Genomic DNA, 19924 nt, shown 5'->3' on the forward strand with positions numbered 1-19924 from the left:
CCGCTCCGATGATGGCGATATTAGACAGTTTGTCACCGCTCGCCTTTATCACATCGCCTTGACGATGTTCTCGGTCACTTTCTTGGCGTCGCCGAGCAGCATCATGGTATTGTCGCGGTAGAACAGCGGATTGTCGATACCGGCATAACCCGACGCCAGTGACCGCTTGATGAACATCACGGTGCCGGCCTTCCAGACCTGGAGCACGGGCATGCCGTAGATCGGCGAGGTCTTGTCCTCTTCGGCCGCCGGGTTGGTGACGTCGTTGGCACCGATCACGAAGGCGATGTCGGCCTGCGCGAATTCGGAGTTGATGTCCTCGAGCTCGAACACCTCATCGTAGGGAACGTTGGCTTCGGCCAGCAGCACGTTCATGTGGCCGGGCATGCGGCCCGCGACCGGGTGAATGGCGTACTTCACCTCGACGCCTTCCTTCTTCAGAATATCGCCCAGTTCACGCAGTGCGTGCTGGGCCTGCGCCACCGCCATGCCATAGCCGGGCACGATGATGACTTTCTGTGCATTCTTCATGATGAAGGCGGCGTCGTCGGCCGAGCCGAGCTTGGCGGGCTTTTGCTCGCCGGTTGCACCACCTGCTGCGGCGGTCTCGCCGCCGAAGCCGCCGAGGATGACCGAGATGAACGACCGGTTCATCGCGTGGCACATGATGTAGGACAGGATCGCGCCGGACGAGCCGACCAGCGCGCCGGTGATGATCAGCGCCGAATTGCCGAGCGTGAAGCCGATGCCGGCCGCGGCCCATCCCGAATAGGAGTTCAGCATCGAGATCACGACCGGCATGTCGGCGCCGCCGATCGGGACGATCATCAGCACGCCCAGCGCCAGCGCGATGATGACGATCAGCCAGAAGTCGAGCGCGCTGCCCGACATCACCAGACCGACGATGAAGACGACGAGCGCGATCGCGAGCGCGATGTTGATGACGTGGCGGAACGGCAGGATGATCGGCGCGCCGCTCATCCGCGCGGACAGCTTCAGGAACGCGATCACCGAGCCGGTGAAGGTCAGCGCGCCGATGGCGACGCCGAGCGACATCTCGACCAGGCTCTGCGGATGGATGTTGCCGGGCGTGCCGATGTCGAAGGCCTCGGGCGCGTAGAACGCTCCGGCCGCGACCAACACCGCAGCCATGCCGACCAGCGAGTGGAAGGCGGCAACCAATTCCGGCATCGACGTCATCGGCACGCGGCGCGCGACGACGGCACCGATCGAGCCACCGATAGCGATGCCGAGAATGACGAGCACCCAGGCGAGACCATCCGCCGGCGGATGATTGGCGAGCGTCGTGGCAACCGCGATCGCCATGCCGATCATGCCGAACAGATTGCCCTGGCGCGACGAGGCCGGGCTCGACAATCCTCGCAGCGACAGGATGAAGAGCACCCCCGCCACGAGATACAAAAATGCAGAGAAATTAGCGCTCATCTCAGGTCCCCATCTGTCCCATCAGCCCGAGGTGGCCGCTTACTTCGACTTCTTCTTGTACATCGCCAGCATGCGCTGGGTGACCAGGAAGCCGCCGAAGATGTTGATGCAGGCAAAGATCAGCGCGACGAAGCCGAAGGCGCGCGCCCATCCCGAACCGCTCGATACGTTGGCGACGCCGCCGGCAAGGAGCGCGCCGACCACGATCACCGAGGAGATCGCGTTGGTCACGCTCATCAGCGGCGTGTGCAGCGCCGGCGTCACCGACCACACCACGAAATAGCCGACGAAGACGGCGAGGACGAAGATCGACAGCCGGAAGATGAAGGGGTCGACGACCTGTGCAGCATGCTCCATGGCGGCTCTCCTTAGACCTTCGGCTGGAAGTTCGGGTGGATCACGGCGCCATCCTTGGTCAGCGCGGTGGCCTTGACGAGTTCGTCGTCCCAGTTCACGGCGAGCGCCTTGCTGGCCTTGTCGACCATGGTCTCGATGAAGTTGAACAGGTTGCGCGCGTAAAGGCTGGAGGCCGACGCGGCGACGCGGCCGGCGACATTGGTGTAGCCGACGATCTTGATGCCATCGAGGTCGGCGACTTCGCCGGCCTTGGCACCCTCGACATTGCCGCCGCGCTCGACGGCGAGATCGACCAGCACCGAACCCGGCTTCATCGACCTGACCATCTCGGCCGAGACCAGCTTCGGCGCCGGCCGGCCCGGGATCAGCGCGGTGGTGATCACGATGTCCTGCTTCTTGATGTGTTCGGCGGTGAGCGCGGCCTGCTTGGCCTGGTACTCCTTGGACATTTCCTTGGCGTAGCCGCCGGCGGTCTGCGCGTTCTTGAACTCCTCGTCCTCGACGGCGAGGAACTTTGCTCCGAGCGATTCGACCTGCTCCTTCGTCGCGGGCCGCACGTCAGTCGCGGTGACGATGGCGCCGAGGCGGCGCGCGGTCGCGATCGCCTGCAGGCCGGCGACGCCGACGCCCATCACGAACACCTTTGCGGCCGGAACGGTGCCCGCCGCGGTCATCATCATCGGGAAGGCGCGGCCGAAGGCCTCGGCGCCCTCGATCACGGCGCGGTAGCCGGCGAGATTTGCCTGCGACGACAGCACGTCCATCACCTGCGCGCGCGTGATGCGCGGCATCAATTCCATCGCGAAGGCGGAGACACCGGCATCCGCCATCGTCTTCAGCGCGGCCTCGTTGCCGTAGGGATCCATGATGGCGATGACGAGCGCGCCGCGCTTGTACTGCGCAAGCTCGGAGGCCTCGGGACGCTTCACCTTGATGATGATGTCGGCGTCCTTCAGCGCATCGGCGCTGACGGTGGCGCCTACTGCGGTGAATTCGGAATCGGGCAGGCCCGATTTGAGGCCGGCGCCCGGCTCGATGGCAATCTCGGCGCCCAGCGCCTTGAACTTCTTCACCGTATCGGGCGAAGCGGCAACGCGCGGCTCCGACGGATCGATTTCCTTGGCAACGGCGATCTTCATGGACGCTTCCGAATTCGGCTCTCTAAAAATGAGGGCTGCTCCAAAGAGCAGCCCAGTCAGGGAGGTCCCTATAAGAAATGGAAGACTACGCGGCCTCTTCCAACACCGCCGGTGAGAATTCGATTCCCAAGCTTTCCGCCACAGCCCTGTTCGTAACCCGACCACGATGCACGTTGAGGCCGGCGCGCAAATGTGGGTTTTCCCGGACCGCAGCGAGCCCGTTCGTTGCCAGAGCTAGGCCAAACGGCAGTGTTGCGTTGTTTAACGCTTGGCTTGACGTGAGCGGGACCGCTCCGGGCATATTCGCAACGCAATAGTGAATGATACCCTCGCAGTCATATGTAGGCTCAGCGTGCGTCGTTGCTCGGGATGTTTCAAAGCAACCGCCTTGATCGATGGCGACATCGACGAGGACCGCTCCCGGCTTCATTGCAGCAAGCATCTGCCGCGTAATCAGTTTTGGAGCAGTAGCTCCCGGCACGAGGACTGCTCCGATGACGACATCGGCCGAGAACACCTCCTCCTCGATCGAATCGATCGTCGAAAAGCGAGTGATCGCTCTTCCTTGGAAGAGCTCGTCCAACTCCCGCAAACGGGGAATTGATCGGTCGAGAATCGCCACCTCTGCGCCCAGCCCGACGGCCATCCGGGCAGCATGCGTGCCGACAACCCCGCCGCCGATTACGACGATCTTCGCAGGCCGAACTCCCGGGACACCTCCCATCAGGAGACCGCAACCGCCGGCGTAGCGCTTCAACGCGCTTCCGGCGGCCTCGATCGAGAGCCGTCCGGCAACCTCGCTCATCGGCGCCAGGAGAGGAAGCGCTCCTTGCGAATCGGTAACCGTCTCGTAGGCGATCGCCGTGACGCCCGAGCCTATGAGCCCTTTCGTCTGATTCGGATCGGGCGCAAGGTGAAGATAGGTGAAGAGGATCTGCCCCTCACGTAGTCGGCGCCATTCGCTCGGCTGTGGCTCCTTCACCTTCACCACCACATCGGCGCCTGCGAAGATCTCTTCCGCCGTATCGACGATCGCCGCGCCCGCTTTGCGGTAGACGTCGTCAGGTGCACCTATTCCCGCACCGGCATTAGTTTCGACTACGACACGATGTCCTGCGGCGACGTATTCACGCACCGCGGCCGGCGTAAGGCCGACCCGATACTCGTGCGTTTTGATTTCCTTCGGGACCCCGACCAGCATCTAAATGATCCTTGTCAATTGAGAATGATCTTCTGTATCAATTGTCGAAGTTGGATGTTGTGCAAAGATCAACCTGACTTGCTACAATACGCCGCTTTTCAAACCATTTCGTCACAGATGCGCAGGATTTCAAACATGGAGCTCGACAAGATCGATACGACGATATTGGCCGAACTGTCGGCCAACGCACGCGCCAGCCAGATCGAATTGGCAAGTCGGGTCGGCTTGTCCGGGACCGCTGTCGCCCGGCGCCAAAAGGCCCTCGAGGAGAACGGCTTCATCAGAGGATATCAGGCCGTCCTCGAACTGAGCCTGTTCGGATTGCGCACAACTGTCCTGGTCAGAATCGCGTTGGACAGCCAAAGCGAAGACGCTTTGAAGGCTTTCGAGGACGGAGTGCTCAAGTGTCCGTCGGTCACCCGATGTTTCCTGATGTCGGGCAGCGACGACTATCTCGCCATAGTCTTGGCGAAGGACATCGAGGACTTCGAACGAATCCATAGGACAGAACTATCCCGTTTGCCTCGCGTAGCTCGCATCCAGTCGAGCTTTGCGATCCGCAGCGTGGTGGACCGTGTAGTGCCACCGGCGATCTTCAGAACGCAGCAGCGCAAGAGAGCCTCGCGCGGGTCAATCTGAAATCTCGCTCCTGAATTGTGAGGACAACAACGCGATGAACCGCCGACATTAGGTCGGCGGTTCATCGGCAAACGACCCGTGGTGAGCAGAACTCACGTCATGGTTGGCATGACGAAATCGGCTCCTGCTCGAATTCCAGTCGGCCATCGCGATGTGATCGTCTTCAATCGCGTGTAAAAGCGCACACCTTCCGGCCCGTGCATGTGATGGTCCCCGAAGAGCGACGCCTTCCAACCGCCGAAGGAATGAAACGCCATCGGGACCGGGATTGGAACATTGATTCCGACCATCCCTACCTTGATCTGATGCGCGAACTCTCTGGCGGCATCTCCGTCCCGTGTGAAGATCGCAGTTCCGTTGCCAAACTCGTGCTTGTTGATCAGGCTCGCGGCCTCGCTATAGTCCTTGGTCCGCACCACCGATAGGACAGGGCCGAAGATCTCTTCCTTGTAGATCGTCATGTCCGGCGAGACGTGATCGAACAACGTTCCACCAACGAAGTAGCCACGCTCAAAGCCTTGCATCCTGAAGTCGCGGCCATCGACGACAAGCTCGGCTCCTTCCTTGACCCCAATGTCGATGTACTTGCGAACCTTCGCAAGGTGCTGGTCCGTCACCAAAGGACCCATCTCCGCTTCCGGATCCGTGCCAGGTCCAATCTTTAGACCGCGAATTCTGGGCGTCAGCCGGGTTACCAGTTCATTCGCTGTCTGCTCGCCGACCGGGACCGCTACCGAGATCGCCATGCAACGTTCGCCGGCAGAACCATATGCCGCGCCCATCAAGGCGTCGACTGCCTGATCCATGTCGGCATCCGGCATTATTATCATGTGGTTCTTGGCGCCGCCGAGCGCCTGGCATCGCTTTCCAGTTGAAGCAGCCGATTCGTAGATATACTTGGCTATCGGCGTAGACCCCACGAAGCTGATCGCAGCCACGTCGGGATGCTCCAGGAGACCGTCGACTGCTTCTTTGTCTCCTTGGACCACGTTGAAGACACCATCAGGCAATCCAGCCTCCTTCAGCCACTCCGCGATCAGCAGCGAAGCGGACGGATCCCGCTCCGAAGGCTTCAGGACGAAGCAATTGCCACAAGCAAGGGCGACCGGAAACATCCACATCGGGACCATGGCAGGAAAATTGAATGGCGTGATACCTGCGACGACACCAAGCGGCTGTCGGAGCGAGTAACTGTCCACCCTGGACCCAACGTTCTCGGTAATCTCGCCCTTGAGAAGCTGTGGCGCGCCGGTCGAGAACTCCACGACTTCCATGCCGCGCTGAATTTCGCCAGCCGCGTCCGATTGCACTTTCCCGTGCTCCGACGAAATCACGGCGGCCAATTCTTGCGTACGCTCCTCGAGGATTCGCAAGAACCGGTTTAGAATTCGCGAGCGCCGCAGAGGCGTCTTAGCCGACCAGTCTGCGAATGCTGCGGAGGCCGTCGTCACGGCGCGGTCTACGTCGTTCTTGCTCGCAAGCCTCACCGATCCGGTTTGCTCGCCCGTCGCAGGGTTGAAGACAGGAGAAGTTCTCGTGCCTTCGCCGACAACTCTTCGTCCGCCGATATAGTGAGCGATTTGCTTGGGCATCAGGTGATATCCTTCCTATGATTGCTGGCTGACTAAGCGATTGTTTGAAGCGAGTTGCCGAGAACGGTCACGATTTCATCGATTTGAGCCGTGGTGACAATCAGCGGCGGCGACAACGCGATTGTGTCGCCGGTGGTCCGAATCAACAGCCCCTTCTCGAAGCAATCGAGGAAGGCGTCGTAGGCGCGATCGCCTGGCGCTCCGTCCCTCCCTTTCAATTCGATGCCGGCGACCAGTCCGATCGCTCGAATATCGATCACGTTGGGGAATTCTCGGAGACTGTGAACAACATCTTGCCACTCTCCCGTTACTTCCTGCGCCCGAGTGAGTAGTCCCTCCGCCTGACAGATTTCCAACATGGCTAAGCCGGCGGCACAGCCCGCAGGGTGTCCCGAATATGTATATCCGTGGAACAGCTCGATCTGACTCTCGGGACCCTGCATCAGACCATCGTAGATCGTTCGGCTCGCCAACACGGCGCCCATCGGAATCACCCCATTCGTCAGGGCTTTCGCCGTCGTAATGATGTCCGGCGTGACGCCGAAATAGTCTGCCGCGAAGGGAGCTCCGAGGCGGCCAAAACCCGTGATCACCTCATCGAAGATCAGAAGGATGCCGTGTCGGTCACAGATCTCACGGAGCCGCTGCAAGTACCCTTTGGGAGGAAGCAAGACTCCGGTCGATCCAGCCAACGGCTCGACGATCACGGCCGCAATCGTCTCACTCCCATGCAGTGCAACAAGGCCCTCGAGATCGTCGGCCAATTCGACGCCGTATTCGGGCAATCCTCTCGAGAAGCTGTTGCGCACAGGGTCATGGGTGTGACGCAAGTGATCGGTTCCAGACAACTGAGGGAATACTCGTCTGTTATTGACGATGCCGCCAACCGAGATCCCTCCGAAGCCAACACCATGATAGCCTCTCTCGCGGCCAATCAGTCTAGTCCGCGCGCCCTGGCCGATGGCTCTTTGGTAGGCGATGGCGATCTTCAAAGCGGTATCGACAGATTCGGACCCCGAACCAGTGAAGAAGATGCGATCCAAGCCTTTCGGCGCCAGAGCCGCCAATTTCTCCGCGAACTCGAAAGCGATCGGATGCCCCATCTGAAACGACGGCGCATAGTCCAGCGACGTCAACTGACGTTCGACCGCGCGAACTATCTTTTCACGGCCGTGGCCCGCGTTTACGCACCATAGGCCAGCCGTCCCATCCATAATCCTTCGACCGTCGATACTGGTGTAGTGCATTCCGTCTGCCGAGCAGAGAAGCCTCGGTGCGGCCTTGAATTGACGATTTGCGGTGAAGGGCATCCAATAGGACGACAGGTCAGGCATATTGGCGACGACACGCGTGCTCATGTTTCGACTCCCTTTGAGTTGAGCGAAAGAGCACACGTTCTTCGTCTCGCAACAAGTCCTTTTCTTCTTAGCTGCACCCTGTTGAAATCCTTGGTGTCATCTTCAAGAGTGTTGCAAATAGCGAACAACACAAACACCTAGAGACCATCGATCTGGAAGACGGGACGCTCGATTGACTTGTTACGGCTCACAAAAGTACGCGGCAATGCGCGTGTCGGCGTCGTGCTCCGACGCCAACCGCGATTTGGAAAAGTGGGCGGTATCGTTTGTGGCTTGCGGATCTGTCGTGCTAGACAATTGACAATTGGGCTAGTGATTTGCTCGACGCGAGATATGCAGCACCCGTCGGGGAATTAGGCTTAAGCACGCAACTTAACGAACTTCCTGAAGTTTGGTCTACGATTCCGCTAAACTGCCGATTGCTGTCGCAGTAGTGTGGAAGGCTCGATCGCTAGATCGCCTCCGACCAGTCAAGACAAGCATCTTGGTGAAACTGATATCAGGCCAGATCGCCGCGCACGCAAGACGCAGAGAGAGCTGGCCTATGGTTTCCTCAGCCCAGTGGGGAGTGGTGCATTATGGCCACCGACCGTGACCCGTCCTGTAGAAGACATCGCGCTGTGCCACGGCGATCTAAAACGATGCAGGAGCACACGCGCTGATCACTTCGCAAGCAACGGGGCCCACGCATCGGAATCGGTGGGGCCGCCGGCTCTCGAAATAGTATGCGTCTCCTGGTCCGAGAATTTTTCGTTCATCGCCGACAGTCACTTCGAGTCGACCAGTCAGCACGATCCCACCTTCTTCTCCGTCGTGCGTAAGCGGGACCTTGCCGGTATCCGCGCCCGGTGAGTAACGCTCCTTCAGTAACTGGAGAGTGCGCCCAAATAGGTTCTCACCGACTTGTCGGTACGAAATCTTGCCCTTCCCAATTTCAACGAGATCATCTGATTGATAGAAAGTCTTGATCGTTCGCTCAGGTTCGAGCGCGAAGAATTCAGACAGTCCAATCGGTATCCCGTCCAGTATCCGTTTGAGAGCTCCGACTGACGGATTCGTTTGGTTCGACTCGATCAACGAAATGGTCGAGTTTGGAATGCCCGCTCGCTTGGCAAGCTCTCGCTGTGAGACCTTGCAACGCAGACGCAAGTACCGCAGTCTGTTTCCAATATCGACGCTCATTTCGGTGGGGCCAAGCTCATACTACTTCGGGTCAAGCAATTCATCAGTCGACTGGCTTAGTACGCCATGAATCGACGACGCTTTGAGCGTCGCGGTATTGATTCGTTGGGCGAGTATCTTGAGCTCGTTCGCGAGCACGCCAAAGCCCTGGCCGACTTCACCCACGCGGGTCACCTCAATGGCGGCGTTAAAAGCCAGCATAGTTGTCTGACGGGATATTGTGCGAATTTCGCCGACAATTCCGTTGATTCTGGCGAGACCTTCTTCAAGGCGGCCCTGTCGTTCAGTCTGCTGCTCGATGAGCGATGCCCGGTCCTTTTCTGCCTGTATATTCGTCATGACGCCGACCGTACGCAGCGGTGCTCCACTGGCGGAACGATGTGTAGACCCTTGCGACCTGAACCATCGGTAGACGCCATCAGCGCATCGCATGCGCGCCTCGACGTCATATTTCCTGTCGAGGATCGAAAGGTGCTGGTTGAAGTCCTGAACCACCCTGTTTTTATCGCCGGGATGCAAACGTGAAGACCAACTCTCAAGGCTGTCTGGAAAGTCAGCCGTTGTTTGAAATCCTAGCAAAACTCTGTACTGTGGTGAATACCAATACGCATGGTCCTTTCCATTAGATGCGAATTCGATATCCCAGATTCCATCGCTGATCAGCTTCTGCGATAAACGAAAGCGCACCAGCGCTCGCTCAAGCTCGACTTCGCTACATTTGTCGGACTTCGACGATTCTTGACCCATAGCTGCATTCATGTTGTCGCGCTCGCCGATCGAAGACGGCTATCGATTTCAGCAATAGAACTCCCATATCGCCTTCTCTGCAGGCGCAAACATATTCCGCTGAGTTGGCGAAGTAGTTTTATATGTCACCGTGCAGCATCTCATCGGTTGAGCGTGACCTGGATTACCCGGTTATCTCGGTGGCATAGTTCCGGGCGGAAACGCCGAAGCCAGCCGCTCCATATTTTATGTACGGTAGCCTTTTTGCCGGGTGGCAAAATCACCATGTGACCATCGGACATGCTGAGCCTAGACCGACAGGCACAGTTGGAAGGAAAACCGGCAACCGTACAGGTGCATCCACCGAAACAGTGGACTGGACGGAAATTGGGAGGCGAGCATGCAGGTTGAATGTGCGAGCGTCCGGCAATACGTCTGACGAACGCAAGCTCGCCTTAGGATCGGCAGGATACCGTGCATTGCAGAAAATGCGGCACTCCCGTCGCCTTCGGATCGACGCGCGCATTGAGCGAGGACACGGTCCAATACTTTCTGGGTTTGACCTGACACCAAATAGCTATTTGTGGCGTGCAGTCTGCCTGACAGATCAATCGTTGGCGAACTGGCGGCGCGCGCCGTCGCCGGCGTATGGGATGGCACTCCGCACGGACTGGATAAGGTTCTCGCGTTACTGCGGGCGCTCGGAGATCTCAGAGGCTAGTTTCGTTCGATCCTGGGCGCCAGCTCACCGCGGTCAGGCTGCGGTGAGCTGCCACTGGAGCAACGAAAAAGGCGGCCTGGATTCGACGTGATGTTCGAACACACCCTCGACGCCGGCGCCGATGATGACGGCCTGCATGGGATCGCCCAGCAGGTTGCCGATCATTCGCACGCCGCCGGCATGAGGTATCTCCACCAGGACGGCGACGTATGGACCATGGTGCCTGAGCGCGGCGTGGGAGGGATGCCAGACGCGCTCCCAACTGAAGATCCGGCCGCGTGATTCGATCTCGATCCATTCGGGATCGAAGCATGGCACCGGTGACAGACCCACTCCGGCCCGAATTGCCATGAGTCGCAATGACTGCACCGTTGCGCCATCAGGCGGCTCTCGCGCAGTCCCGCCCAGTACGGGGCGGACAGCCCGTCCGGCTCCGCCACCGGAATCGGCAGGCGTCGGGAAGATAGGTCGGACTTCTGCGGCCACTCATAGCGTCGCCTCTGAGCCGAGAAGGAGATTGCTGGCCGGCGCCGCCGATGACCATCGCCGCCTCGTTTCGCGTCGCCTGATTGGTCGAGGTACCACGCACCTGGCGCACGGCCTCGAGCACCAGCGTGCATGTAGCATTCGGCAAGATTACCGCCGCTGGTGTTGAGCGGCAGCCGTCCGGACGGCGCGATGAGGTTCTCGAGCCTAAGGAATTCATTCGCCTCGTCCGGGTTGAAGAAGCCATGATCGGCCAAGGCCATCGCCACGCCACCAGTGAAATTCTCGTTGGCCTGCACCACGCCGACATCGGAGGGGCCAAGACCAGCCATGCGGTAAAGGTCCGGCGCTACCGTCTCGAAGCTGGCACAGGCATAGAGCGGTGAATTGTGCGGAATGGCGCCGGTGCGATGTCCCGATCCGACCGCCGCCCCGAGGAGATAAGCCGGCTTTTGCCTGAAGTCGCCCGCGCGCTCCTCGGGCACCATAACAAGGACGAAACCACTCGGATCGAGGTATTTAGATTGCCAGGTACTATGAAGCGTCGTCGCAAGAATCGTGGCATGCCGCCGCCCGCGACGTTTGATATCGATACGCTGCCAGGCAGCTCCAATTTGACGGCATTGGAGGTGGCCGCGGTCATCCGGCGCACGCCCGGAGCGCTGGAGCAGTGACGGCGCGATCCGAACCACGCGCTGAAATGGCGTTACGTCGACGGGCGCCCGCTCTATCGCGCCGACGCAGTGCGCGACTATCTGGCTGGGCGCGATAAGAGCACTAAGCGCCCTCAGCCGCATAGTGCTCGCGGAGACGACCAAGCAGTTCGGCTTTGATGGAGTCGAGCGGATTGGTCCGCTGCAGGCGCACAACCTTGCCGACCCGTTTCGCGCCGACCAACTGTGCGATGTAGTCGTGAGCGGCTTCGAACGCCATCTTGCGGATGATCCACTGTTCGTCGTGATTGTAGACCTGATCGATTCCGCGCGGCTTTTGTCCGACACACAGCCGCTGAATTTCGTTGTCATAACCGCATCGGGACATGATGGTGCGCAAGCTGCGCCTCAAGTCATGCATGGTAAACCTGGCGACGCTCGCTTCCTTGATTAGGCGGCTGACCATCTTGGTGAAACCCGACATCTGGCCGCCGGTCTTCGGTGACGGGAAGACGTGGTCGGAGGTTGCGCGCTGGAAATGCTTTGCGGCTGCAAGCACCTCGTCGACGAGGTGAGTGCGGGGCACATCGTGGTGCAGCCCCATCTTGGTCCATGCCTCATCGAAGGTAATGCGGTCCTCCATGACGTGCTTCGACCACTGGATCATTGTTGGCTCGCTACGACGCGGACCACCGAGCAGGCACAGGCGTGCTAATAGCCCGAAAGCTCCGAGCTTGCCGGATGCATGCCAGACCTTGATGATCTCCTCATCGGTCAGCGCGCGGCCCTTGGATCGGCGTCCAATCCTCTGCGCACGGGTTTCCTTGGGCGCGCGATAGCCGGCGAGCACGTTATGCTCGACGTAACCTTCGCCGACACACCATTCGAGGAACGTGTGCACGTGCTTGCGCAAGTCCTTAGCTGCGCCGCGCTTGCCGGTGTTGGCGATCTTGTCCACCGCCGCCATGATTTGCCGCCGCGTCAGGTCGCCGATGGCCAGATCCACATGGACCTTGAGACCCCGTCGCAGCGCCGACATTGCTGGCTTCCAATTGACGACTTGGCGTCCAGTCAGGGACGTTTCGTAGGGGCCGTCCTCAATGATCAGGTTCGCCAGCGTCGTGCGCTCCCTCTCGGCCAGCTGTTGCCGCTTGGCCTCACGCTTGGCGTCGTTCGGATCGCCCCCCTTGACCACCTCGCCAGCGGCGATGATGGCGGCCTGGCGCGCCGCCTTCTCATTGAACTTGGGCCATGCACCCAACGTCTTGCGATGCGTGCCCCTCGCCCCAGGCTTGGTGAACAGGTAGACCCAAGTCCGGCCGCCAGTGGCGCGCATCCTGATCGCCAGCCCAGGCTGCTCTGTGTCGTGCAGATAGTGCTGCGACTTGCCCGACGGCAGCGTGGCCGCACGGATCACCGCGTCGGTAAGCCTCAGGTAGTTCGTCCTCACTCCAGCGCTGAGGTCTTTGTCGCTCGCTTCCATCTTCCCTGCCCTCTCAGTGTCCCCCGCGACACGCCCAGAGGAGGCCCGAGAAATGGGTCACAACCCCGTTCGCTCCATGTTCCCGGCTCTTTTGTGCCCGGAGGGAAAAATCACGGAGGGGCACAGCGGGGGCATACAAAATATGGGATGTCCAGCCATGGCCAACTATGGTCGCATGTGGATTATTAACCCCATATCGCAGGGGTTTTTGCAATTTTACTATGGCGGAATTTGGTTGGTTGCGGTCTACAAATTGTGGTTCACACGGGAGAGGTCCAAGGTTCGATCCCTTGTGCGCCCACCATTCATCGTCGTGACACTGACCGGTTGCGGACGATCGCTGAGGCGTGGCGGCTTTTGTCACCCGCTCCAACGAAAAGTCGAAAACAACCCCATGCACAGTAGCCGACATCAGTCGGATTTAATGGGTTTCTAATTTTCCGAATTAGATTTGACACGTCGGGCAAAACACCGGCAGGATGGCATCATCCGACCTACTTGATCGACAAAACCTCGATCTCCTGCGCGCCCGCCCCCACGACATCGCCGACGCCCTTCCCCATCAGCGACCTCGCAACCGGGGACACGAACGAAATCGACCCCGCCTTCGGATCGGCTTCATCTTCTCCGACGATGCGATAGGTCTGCACGCGGCCGTCGGCGCGGCTGAAGGTCACCGTGCTGCCGAAGGCGACCGTCTCGTTTGACACCGGATCGGGGACCAGTTGCGCCGTGCGCAGCCGTTCGGCCAGATAGCGCGCGTCGCGCAAGGGCACCGCCGACTGCCGGCGCTTTTCGTTGACGTCGTCGATAGCTTGCGCGGCCTCATAGGCCGCGCGCGCGTCTTGGAGCTGCGTCTGCAACGCCTGCAGGCCCGCTTCCGTCACCAGATTTGGATGCGGCGAGATCGGACGATCCGGCAACAGCGTTTCGGACGCCGTCTCGGCGCTCTCTTCTTTGGTAAAGGCGACGCTCAACTCGAATATCCCGTCGAACTGTTTTGGAGTCCCGGACTATAACTCAAGTTCGACGAAACGGCGCAGCTTGAAGACGATGTCGGGCAGCGCCTGGCGGAACCGGGTTGCGTTCCGGAAATTGGTCGAGAACGGCGCGAACGTGATCATCGCATTCCAGTGCCGATAGCCGTAGACCGTGACCGAGACGCCGGACGCCGGAAAATCCTCGATCTTGCGCAACTCGCCGAGCACGAGATCGGCAATCGCGTCCGCCGGCAGAAGTCGCTTGCCATCGGGCGTCAGGGATTGACTGGCAGGCGCGACCGGCTTCGCAGCGGTCACCGCTTCATCGGGTGCATCCTGGAGCTTCGGAGACTCCGCTTCCGGGATTTGGGCCACGTCCGGTGCTGGTTCGGCCGCCGGCGCGGCCGGCATGACGTCAGCAAGCGGCGGCGGGCTGGCGGCCTCTGCACGCTTGTTGCCGCCCAGGATGCTGCTGATCATGGCCACAAGGCCAGCATCCTTCGCATCGTCGCTCATCACAGCTTCCCCCCGGCTTGGCCTACTGTAACACCGGCACCGTAGGCCGCCACAGGGTCAGCCGATCGGATCGAACCATCGCTCCTGCATGGCTCCCAACCAGTCCCACCGCGGCGCAAGACGGGGAGCAAGACGGACAGCACCTGGCGCCGCGGTGCGATCCGTCACTGCTTCTCGAACGGAATATATTGCTGGTACTGCTTCGGCACGGAGCTGCGATAGCGCGCCGGAACGGTGCCGCTGTCGACCGAATGATCGATCTCCTGCTGCCGCGTCATCTTCTTCTTCGCTGGCTTCTTCCCTGCACTCTTCGAGCCGGCCGGCGGGGCCGAATTGTCGGTGGTCGCAGCCGGCGGGGTGGTCGCGGCAGGTGCAGGGGTCGCAGCAGGCGGCGTGGTGGCCGCGGCGGCCGGCGCCGCGCCACCTGCGGCCGGTGCGGTCTGCGCCAGCGCGAGCGATGTTTGCAGGATGAGCGCCAGCGCCGCAGTCGCAGCCAACAAATATGATCTTTGCATCAGAACCTCCAAAATGTCTGATCCCCAATGACGGAAGCGTAGTCCCGCGGGATCGTCGCGTGCAAGTCCGCCGACCATAGGCGGGACCCGGGCTGCAAACTGTGGCCGAGATCACATCCCGGGACGGCTTGGCCTGCGAGGCAGCGTACGCGTGCCGCTACAATTTTTACGCGAACACGATGTTCGCTACGACAAGTCGCTTCGCCGATTAGGTCGGCGAAGCTGACATTGCTTCGCGACGAAAATTTCGATGACGAGAATGTTATTCGGCATCGATGCGGGAAAAATTTGCAAAGCACATCCGCAGCTTGATCGCAACGCTTGCTCCTGGAACCGCATCGACGTCGCGCGATGTGTGAAGCAGAGGCTTGTGACGCCAAAATCCCCGATCTAGCTTCGCCTGCATATTTTATGATGAACAACTTTAGCTTTAGTTGCTTGCCGTCGTCACTTTTCATGGAGGAGGTACTTTATGAGCAGTCGTCACGCCATTACCCCGCGCGGTCTGAACGCCACCCGCTCGCCGTTGTCACAAGGCCGCTTCGGCCGCATGTTTCGCACTCTGACGCCGGCGAAATTCGGCCCGAACGAGGCCGACAACATCGCAAATCTCGCTGCGCTCGCCGACAACATGGTCGGCGATTTCGACGCCCCCAAAGACAGCCCCGACGCCGAGGAGAGCGGAATTCCCGCGCTCTATACCTATTTCAGCCAATTCGTCGATCACGACATCACCTTCGACCCGGTGAGCTCGCTGACCAAGCAACAGGACCCGGACGGGCTCGTCGATTTCCGCACGCCGGCGCTCGATCTCGATAATCTCTACGGGCGTGGCCCGAACGACCAGCCCTATATGTACGACAATAGCGGCAAGTTTCTCCTCGGCGAAAACTTGACCGGCACCGGCGTGTCCAACGCCTTCGACCTGCCGCGCTTCAAGGGCCGCGCGCTCATCGGCGATCCCCGCAACGACGAGAACAGCATCGTCTCGCAGTTCCAGGGGTTGATGCTGCGCTTCCACAACCGCATGGTCGACGACAATGAAGGGCTCTCCTTCGAGACCGTGCAGCAGCGCGTCCGCTTCCACTATCAATACGTCGTGCTGAACGACTTCCTGCCGCGGATCGTCAATGCCGGCGTGCTGAACGATCTCAGGACCGGCGGCCATTACGACCACAGCAAGCTCGCCTACTATCACTGGAAGACGTATCCCTACATGCCGGTCGAGTTTTCGGTCGCGGCCTATCGGCTCGGGCACTCGATGATCCGGCCCGGCTATCGGCTGAACGACGCCGACAACATGCTGCTGCAGATCTTCCCCGATCCCAACAACCCCGACAACAACGCGCTGACCGGCTTCCGCGCGATGGGTCCGGGCCGCGCCATCGACTGGGGCCGGTTCATCGACATCGACACCCGCGCTTATGGCGTCGAAGACGACAGCACCAATACGGACAACAAGCGGCGGCTGCAGTTCGCCTATCGCATCGACACCTCCCTGGTCGATCCGCTACGCAAGCTGCCGCCGGAGATCGCCTCCAATCCGTCGTCGCTGGCGCTGCGCAATCTCGAGCGCGGCTGGCGGCTCGGACTGCCGTCGGGCCAGGCGGTTGCCAGGGCGATGCACCAGACGCCGCTGACCGACGAGCAGATCGTCATCGGCCGGGCCGTCGACGGCCCCGACCCGACAGGCGATCCGCAAGTGCCGATCGCGTCGATTGCGAACGGCGTGTTCAGGGGCAACTGCCCGCTCTGGACCTACATCCTCGCGGAAGCTCGCCAGTTCCAGACCGCGGTCACGATCCCGGCCACCGGTGCGCCGGCGAGCGGCATCAACACGCCGCAGCTCGGGCCGGTCGGTGGACGCATCCTCGCCGAAGTCTTCCTCGGCATGATGTTCGGCGACGCCTCCTCCATGCTGTCACTCGACCCGAACTGGGCGCCGGTAACCGGTCCGGATTTCAAGCTGAAGGATCTCGTGACCTACGCGCTCGGCCAGGGCGCTCCGCTGCATTGAGCTGGTGACAATTGACGACAAGGCCGCTCGCGTCCCGTGGGCGGCCTTGCCAGCTAAAACGTGGATGAAATCAGGTTCTCGGGCTGTCTGTGGTTCGCCTCACCCGACGGCGACCGGCATTGGGCCAATGACGGACTCATGCAGCGCAACAAACATCGGGATCTATTCGATCACCTCGTCGGCCCGCCCGATCAGAGCGGACGGAACCACCAGGCCGATCTTCTTCGCGGTGCCAAGATTGATGACGAGTTCGAATCTTGTGGGCTGCTCCATCGGCGTCTCGCCGGCTGACTCGCTGCTAAGGGCCTTCTTGATAAGTCGCGCGGATTGGCGACACATGTCCTGCACGTTGGGACCATAGGACATCAGCCCACCGGCCTCCACAAATTCCCTGAAATTAAAAACTGTCGCGATGCCTTTGCTCACCGCGATTTCGTTCAGTTCACGCCGGCGAAGAAAGAACATCGGATCGTAGATGACGATTGCGCCGGTGGCGCCGGCGCTGGCGGCCTGCGAGAAAGCCGGAACGATCTCTTCGGGTTTAAGGACGGACTGCCGCAGCAATTCTATCGAGCTTGCCTTCGCTGCCAGTTCGATTTGTTTAAATTCGGCCACCGAGCGCTGATCATCCGGGTTGAGCATGACGACCAGCCGGGAGATCGATGGAAGAATCTCCTTGATAAGCTCGACGCGCTTGCCGTCCAAGTCGGCATTAATGCAGGTGACCCCGGTCAGATTTCCGCCCGGCCGGGAAAGATTCGATACAAGCCCCGCCGCGAGCGCATCACAGGTCACAGCGATGATGGGTATCCTGTCGGTTGCCTGCTTCGCTGCCTTCGCTGCCTGATCGCCGCTCGTGAAAATCAGATTGACACCCGAAGCGGCCAATTCGGCTGCAAGCGCAGGCAATTGATCGATTCGTCCGTTCGCATAGCGGCGTTCAAGGGAAATGTTTTTTCCCTCGATCAATCCCTGTTCGACGAGCCCCTGATAAAGACCCTTCAGATAGCCGGAAGACGCCTCCGATCCCGGCAGCAGCATTCCGATTCTGGACGGCTTCGGACGATCCTCGGCCTCGGCGCTGGCGGAAAACATTGCGTAAATTGCGACGATGAAAAGCACTAAGCGAATTGTCATGACGCTGTTTCGTAACGACACTGTTGCATATCGCGGACGGGGGACAGTACTGCCAAAGGACAGCTTGTGTAAGCGACGATGCGGTCTTTTTCGCCTGAATTTCCGATGCCGCCCGATGTCCGGGTTGGGTCAAAGGCCGACAGTCGGCCGGGTGGCGTCGAAGTCCGCTACGGGCCAGAAGCGGGGCGTCCTGGCGCCTAACGGTTGTTGTGGACTGTCCCGTCGCATCTGCCATAGTTGGCGATCCAGGCGGTCTCATTGAGGAGATCGAATAACGTCAGTTCTGGGGATGACATGCCATCGAACTTTGTCGCTAAAAGTGCGGATGGTTACGAAGCCATCATGGGACGCTGGAGCCGACGGTTGGCCATCCCTTTTCTTAAGTTTTCAGATGTGCCGGCCAAGGGCTGCGTTCTGGACGCCGGGTGCGGCACCGGTAGCCTAACCCAGGCATTGGCGGCTCACCGCGGCCTGACAGCGATTGAAGCTTTGGATTTTGACGAAAACTTCGTAGCAGCTTTGCGCGCACGCACCTCCGATCCGCGGATTACAGCACAAAGAGGCGACGTCTGCGCGCTGCCATATGCAAATGAAACGTTTGACTGCGTCTATTCCCTTCTGGTGCTCCATTTCGTATCTGATGCACATCGAGCAATCCGGGAAATGCGGCGAGTCCTACGGCCCGGAGCCACGGCTGCGGCGACCGTATGGGACACATACGGCGGTATGCCGAGTTGGCGCTTGTTCTGGGACACGGTCCGGGCGCTTGAGCCTGAGGCAACCGACGCAATACCCCGCAAGCGGCCAATGACAAGCGAAGGCGAGTTGCGCTCCGCATTCGAGAGTGCAGGCTTCAAGGAAGTCGTGGACACGATGCTCGCGATCCGTATGGACTACATCAACTTCGACGATTTCTGGCACCCAATGGTCTATGGCCAAGGATCATTTGGAACTCTTTTTGACGGACTACCTGAGGCGAGGCGCGATCGAATCCGCAGCGGAGTGCGAGCGGCCTATCTTGCTGGCGACAACGATGGCCCTCGTGGATTTGCAAGTATCGCTTGGGCGGTAAAAGGCACTGCCTGACTTCGCCGGTCGCCAATCTTGGCAGGTCCGCTTCGGGTCATAAACAGTCGATGCTGATCAAGCGGAGCGACTTCCGCTTTATCCTCAAAATCTGACGTTTATGAGTACAGGCCCTAATGCGCAGCCCCGAGGCCAATCTCTTTCAGCCGCGTCGCAAACCAGAGCGAGATCGGCTGATCAACGACGCCGCCGACATAGACCTCCGACATGGTGACGTCGTCCTTCGCCAGCACCAGCAGCACGCCGATCCAATAGGCGAACCAGATATGCGGATCGGTCAGCGCCTTCAGCTTGTGCTGGTCGTGCTCGAGCGGCGTGTGATTGCTCGCCTTGCGGATCTCGATCGTGAGCAGATTGTTCGGAATCTCGCGCTGGTGCACGACGACGTCGGGGTAGATCGACTTGCCGAGATGATCGTCGGTCGAGATGATGGTGCCGTGCGGCAAATGCAGCGTGCGCTCGCCAAGCCGGTCGTAATTGCAGTCGACCGCCCAGCCTGAAAATTGCCGCTCGAGATGGACGGCGAAACGGTGCGTGATCGCACGCTCGCCGATATCCTTCTCGAACAGGAATCCTTCATGGGTGTAGAAGTCCCGGAGCGCCGCGATCACCTTGTTCAGCTCGGTCTGCATCGTGCCTCCGGGCCCATCACGTGCGCTCAGTTGCGCCGTCTACCACTTCCGGGGCGAG

The 19924-nt window shown here is 60.1% G+C and carries 20 protein-coding genes; 4 read left to right on the forward strand and 16 right to left on the reverse strand.

Annotation, left to right across the window (positions count from 1 at the left end; translation table 11 throughout):
• Positions 1-48: 48 nt before the first annotated feature.
• From JJE66_RS03890 to ald, 4 genes are all read right to left on the reverse strand, one after another.
• Positions 49-1446 (reverse strand): NAD(P)(+) transhydrogenase (Re/Si-specific) subunit beta, encoded by a 1398-nt coding sequence (locus tag JJE66_RS03890; protein ID WP_200512785.1) that lies wholly within the window; start codon positions 1444-1446, stop codon positions 49-51.
• 39 nt (positions 1447-1485) lie between these two features.
• Complete coding sequence (locus JJE66_RS03895) at positions 1486-1803, reverse strand: proton-translocating transhydrogenase family protein (RefSeq protein ID WP_014492434.1); 318 nt, start codon at positions 1801-1803, stop codon at positions 1486-1488.
• 11 nt (positions 1804-1814) lie between these two features.
• Positions 1815-2942 carry a Re/Si-specific NAD(P)(+) transhydrogenase subunit alpha gene (locus JJE66_RS03900; protein WP_200512673.1) on the reverse strand — a complete coding sequence of 376 codons (1128 nt, stop codon included), beginning with the start codon at positions 2940-2942 and terminating at the stop codon, positions 1815-1817.
• Positions 2943-3027: 85 nt separating this feature from the next.
• Positions 3028-4143: an alanine dehydrogenase gene (gene ald / locus JJE66_RS03905; RefSeq protein ID WP_200512786.1), complete on the reverse strand. Its 1116-nt coding sequence runs from the start codon at positions 4141-4143 to the stop codon at positions 3028-3030.
• Positions 4144-4278: 135 nt separating this feature from the next.
• On the opposite strand from ald, the gene JJE66_RS03910 reads away from it, so the two are divergent.
• A complete protein-coding gene (locus tag JJE66_RS03910) occupies positions 4279-4782 on the forward strand; it encodes an Lrp/AsnC family transcriptional regulator (protein WP_200512787.1) in 504 nt (167 codons plus the stop codon).
• Positions 4783-4874: 92 nt separating this feature from the next.
• On the opposite strand, the gene JJE66_RS03915 is transcribed toward JJE66_RS03910, so the two are convergent.
• The 6 genes from JJE66_RS03915 to JJE66_RS38820 all read right to left on the reverse strand — a co-directional run bounded on the left by JJE66_RS03915 (position 4875) and on the right by JJE66_RS38820 (position 11335).
• Positions 4875-6374, reverse strand: coding sequence for a CoA-acylating methylmalonate-semialdehyde dehydrogenase (locus JJE66_RS03915; RefSeq protein WP_200512788.1), 1500 nt, complete (start codon positions 6372-6374; stop codon positions 4875-4877).
• 32 nt (positions 6375-6406) lie between these two features.
• Positions 6407-7732 (reverse strand): aspartate aminotransferase family protein, encoded by a 1326-nt coding sequence (locus JJE66_RS03920; RefSeq protein ID WP_200512789.1) that lies wholly within the window; start codon positions 7730-7732, stop codon positions 6407-6409.
• A 633-nt stretch (positions 7733-8365) separates the two neighbouring features.
• Positions 8366-8914 carry a cupin domain-containing protein gene (locus JJE66_RS03925; protein WP_200512790.1) on the reverse strand — a complete coding sequence of 183 codons (549 nt, stop codon included), beginning with the start codon at positions 8912-8914 and terminating at the stop codon, positions 8366-8368.
• A 21-nt stretch (positions 8915-8935) separates the two neighbouring features.
• Complete coding sequence (locus JJE66_RS03930) at positions 8936-9673, reverse strand: PAS domain-containing protein (protein ID WP_200512791.1); 738 nt, start codon at positions 9671-9673, stop codon at positions 8936-8938.
• A 721-nt stretch (positions 9674-10394) separates the two neighbouring features.
• Positions 10395-10631, reverse strand: coding sequence for a hypothetical protein (locus JJE66_RS38815; RefSeq protein WP_409362820.1), 237 nt, complete (start codon positions 10629-10631; stop codon positions 10395-10397).
• Positions 10523-11335 carry a thiolase C-terminal domain-containing protein gene (locus JJE66_RS38820; protein WP_409362821.1) on the reverse strand — a complete coding sequence of 271 codons (813 nt, stop codon included), beginning with the start codon at positions 11333-11335 and terminating at the stop codon, positions 10523-10525. Before JJE66_RS38820 ends, JJE66_RS38815 begins: the two co-directional genes overlap by 109 nt.
• On the opposite strand from JJE66_RS38820, the gene JJE66_RS37855 reads away from it, so the two are divergent.
• The gene (locus tag JJE66_RS37855; protein WP_246756064.1) at positions 11258-11521 is read left to right on the forward strand and encodes a hypothetical protein; all 264 of its coding nucleotides are present in this window, start codon (positions 11258-11260) and stop codon (positions 11519-11521) included. The genes JJE66_RS38820 and JJE66_RS37855 overlap by 78 nt on opposite strands.
• A 103-nt stretch (positions 11522-11624) precedes the next feature.
• On the opposite strand, the gene JJE66_RS03950 is transcribed toward JJE66_RS37855, so the two are convergent.
• The 4 genes from JJE66_RS03950 to JJE66_RS03965 all read right to left on the reverse strand — a co-directional run bounded on the left by JJE66_RS03950 (position 11625) and on the right by JJE66_RS03965 (position 14994).
• Entirely contained in the window at positions 11625-12983 is a 1359-nt protein-coding gene (locus tag JJE66_RS03950) for an integrase arm-type DNA-binding domain-containing protein (RefSeq protein ID WP_200512792.1), read from the reverse strand.
• 494 nt (positions 12984-13477) lie between these two features.
• On the reverse strand, positions 13478-13960 hold the full coding sequence (gene greA / locus JJE66_RS03955; protein ID WP_200512793.1) for a transcription elongation factor GreA: 483 nt from the start codon (positions 13958-13960) through the stop codon (positions 13478-13480).
• Positions 13961-13996: 36 nt separating this feature from the next.
• The gene (locus JJE66_RS03960; protein WP_200512794.1) at positions 13997-14479 is read right to left on the reverse strand and encodes a hypothetical protein; all 483 of its coding nucleotides are present in this window, start codon (positions 14477-14479) and stop codon (positions 13997-13999) included.
• A gap of 164 nt (positions 14480-14643) precedes the next feature.
• Positions 14644-14994, reverse strand: a complete 351-nt coding sequence (locus tag JJE66_RS03965; RefSeq protein WP_200512795.1) for a hypothetical protein — start codon at positions 14992-14994, stop codon at positions 14644-14646.
• A 472-nt stretch (positions 14995-15466) separates the two neighbouring features.
• On the opposite strand from JJE66_RS03965, the gene JJE66_RS03970 reads away from it, so the two are divergent.
• The gene (locus JJE66_RS03970) at positions 15467-17011 is read left to right on the forward strand and encodes a heme peroxidase family protein (RefSeq protein ID WP_200512796.1); all 1545 of its coding nucleotides are present in this window, start codon (positions 15467-15469) and stop codon (positions 17009-17011) included.
• Positions 17012-17173: 162 nt separating this feature from the next.
• On the opposite strand, the gene JJE66_RS03975 is transcribed toward JJE66_RS03970, so the two are convergent.
• Positions 17174-18148, reverse strand: a complete 975-nt coding sequence (locus tag JJE66_RS03975; protein WP_200512797.1) for an ABC transporter substrate-binding protein — start codon at positions 18146-18148, stop codon at positions 17174-17176.
• A 294-nt stretch (positions 18149-18442) separates the two neighbouring features.
• Here JJE66_RS03975 and JJE66_RS03980 point away from each other — a divergent pair, with 294 nt between their 5' ends.
• The gene (locus JJE66_RS03980) at positions 18443-19234 is read left to right on the forward strand and encodes a class I SAM-dependent methyltransferase (protein WP_200512798.1); all 792 of its coding nucleotides are present in this window, start codon (positions 18443-18445) and stop codon (positions 19232-19234) included.
• Positions 19235-19347: 113 nt separating this feature from the next.
• Here JJE66_RS03980 and JJE66_RS03985 read toward each other — a convergent pair whose 3' ends face one another.
• Positions 19348-19866 (reverse strand): hypothetical protein, encoded by a 519-nt coding sequence (locus JJE66_RS03985; RefSeq protein WP_200512799.1) that lies wholly within the window; start codon positions 19864-19866, stop codon positions 19348-19350.
• Positions 19867-19924: the final 58 nt, after the last annotated feature.

The sequence above is a fragment of the Bradyrhizobium diazoefficiens genome, assembly GCF_016612535.1.
GTDB lineage: Bacteria > Pseudomonadota > Alphaproteobacteria > Rhizobiales > Xanthobacteraceae > Bradyrhizobium > Bradyrhizobium diazoefficiens_C.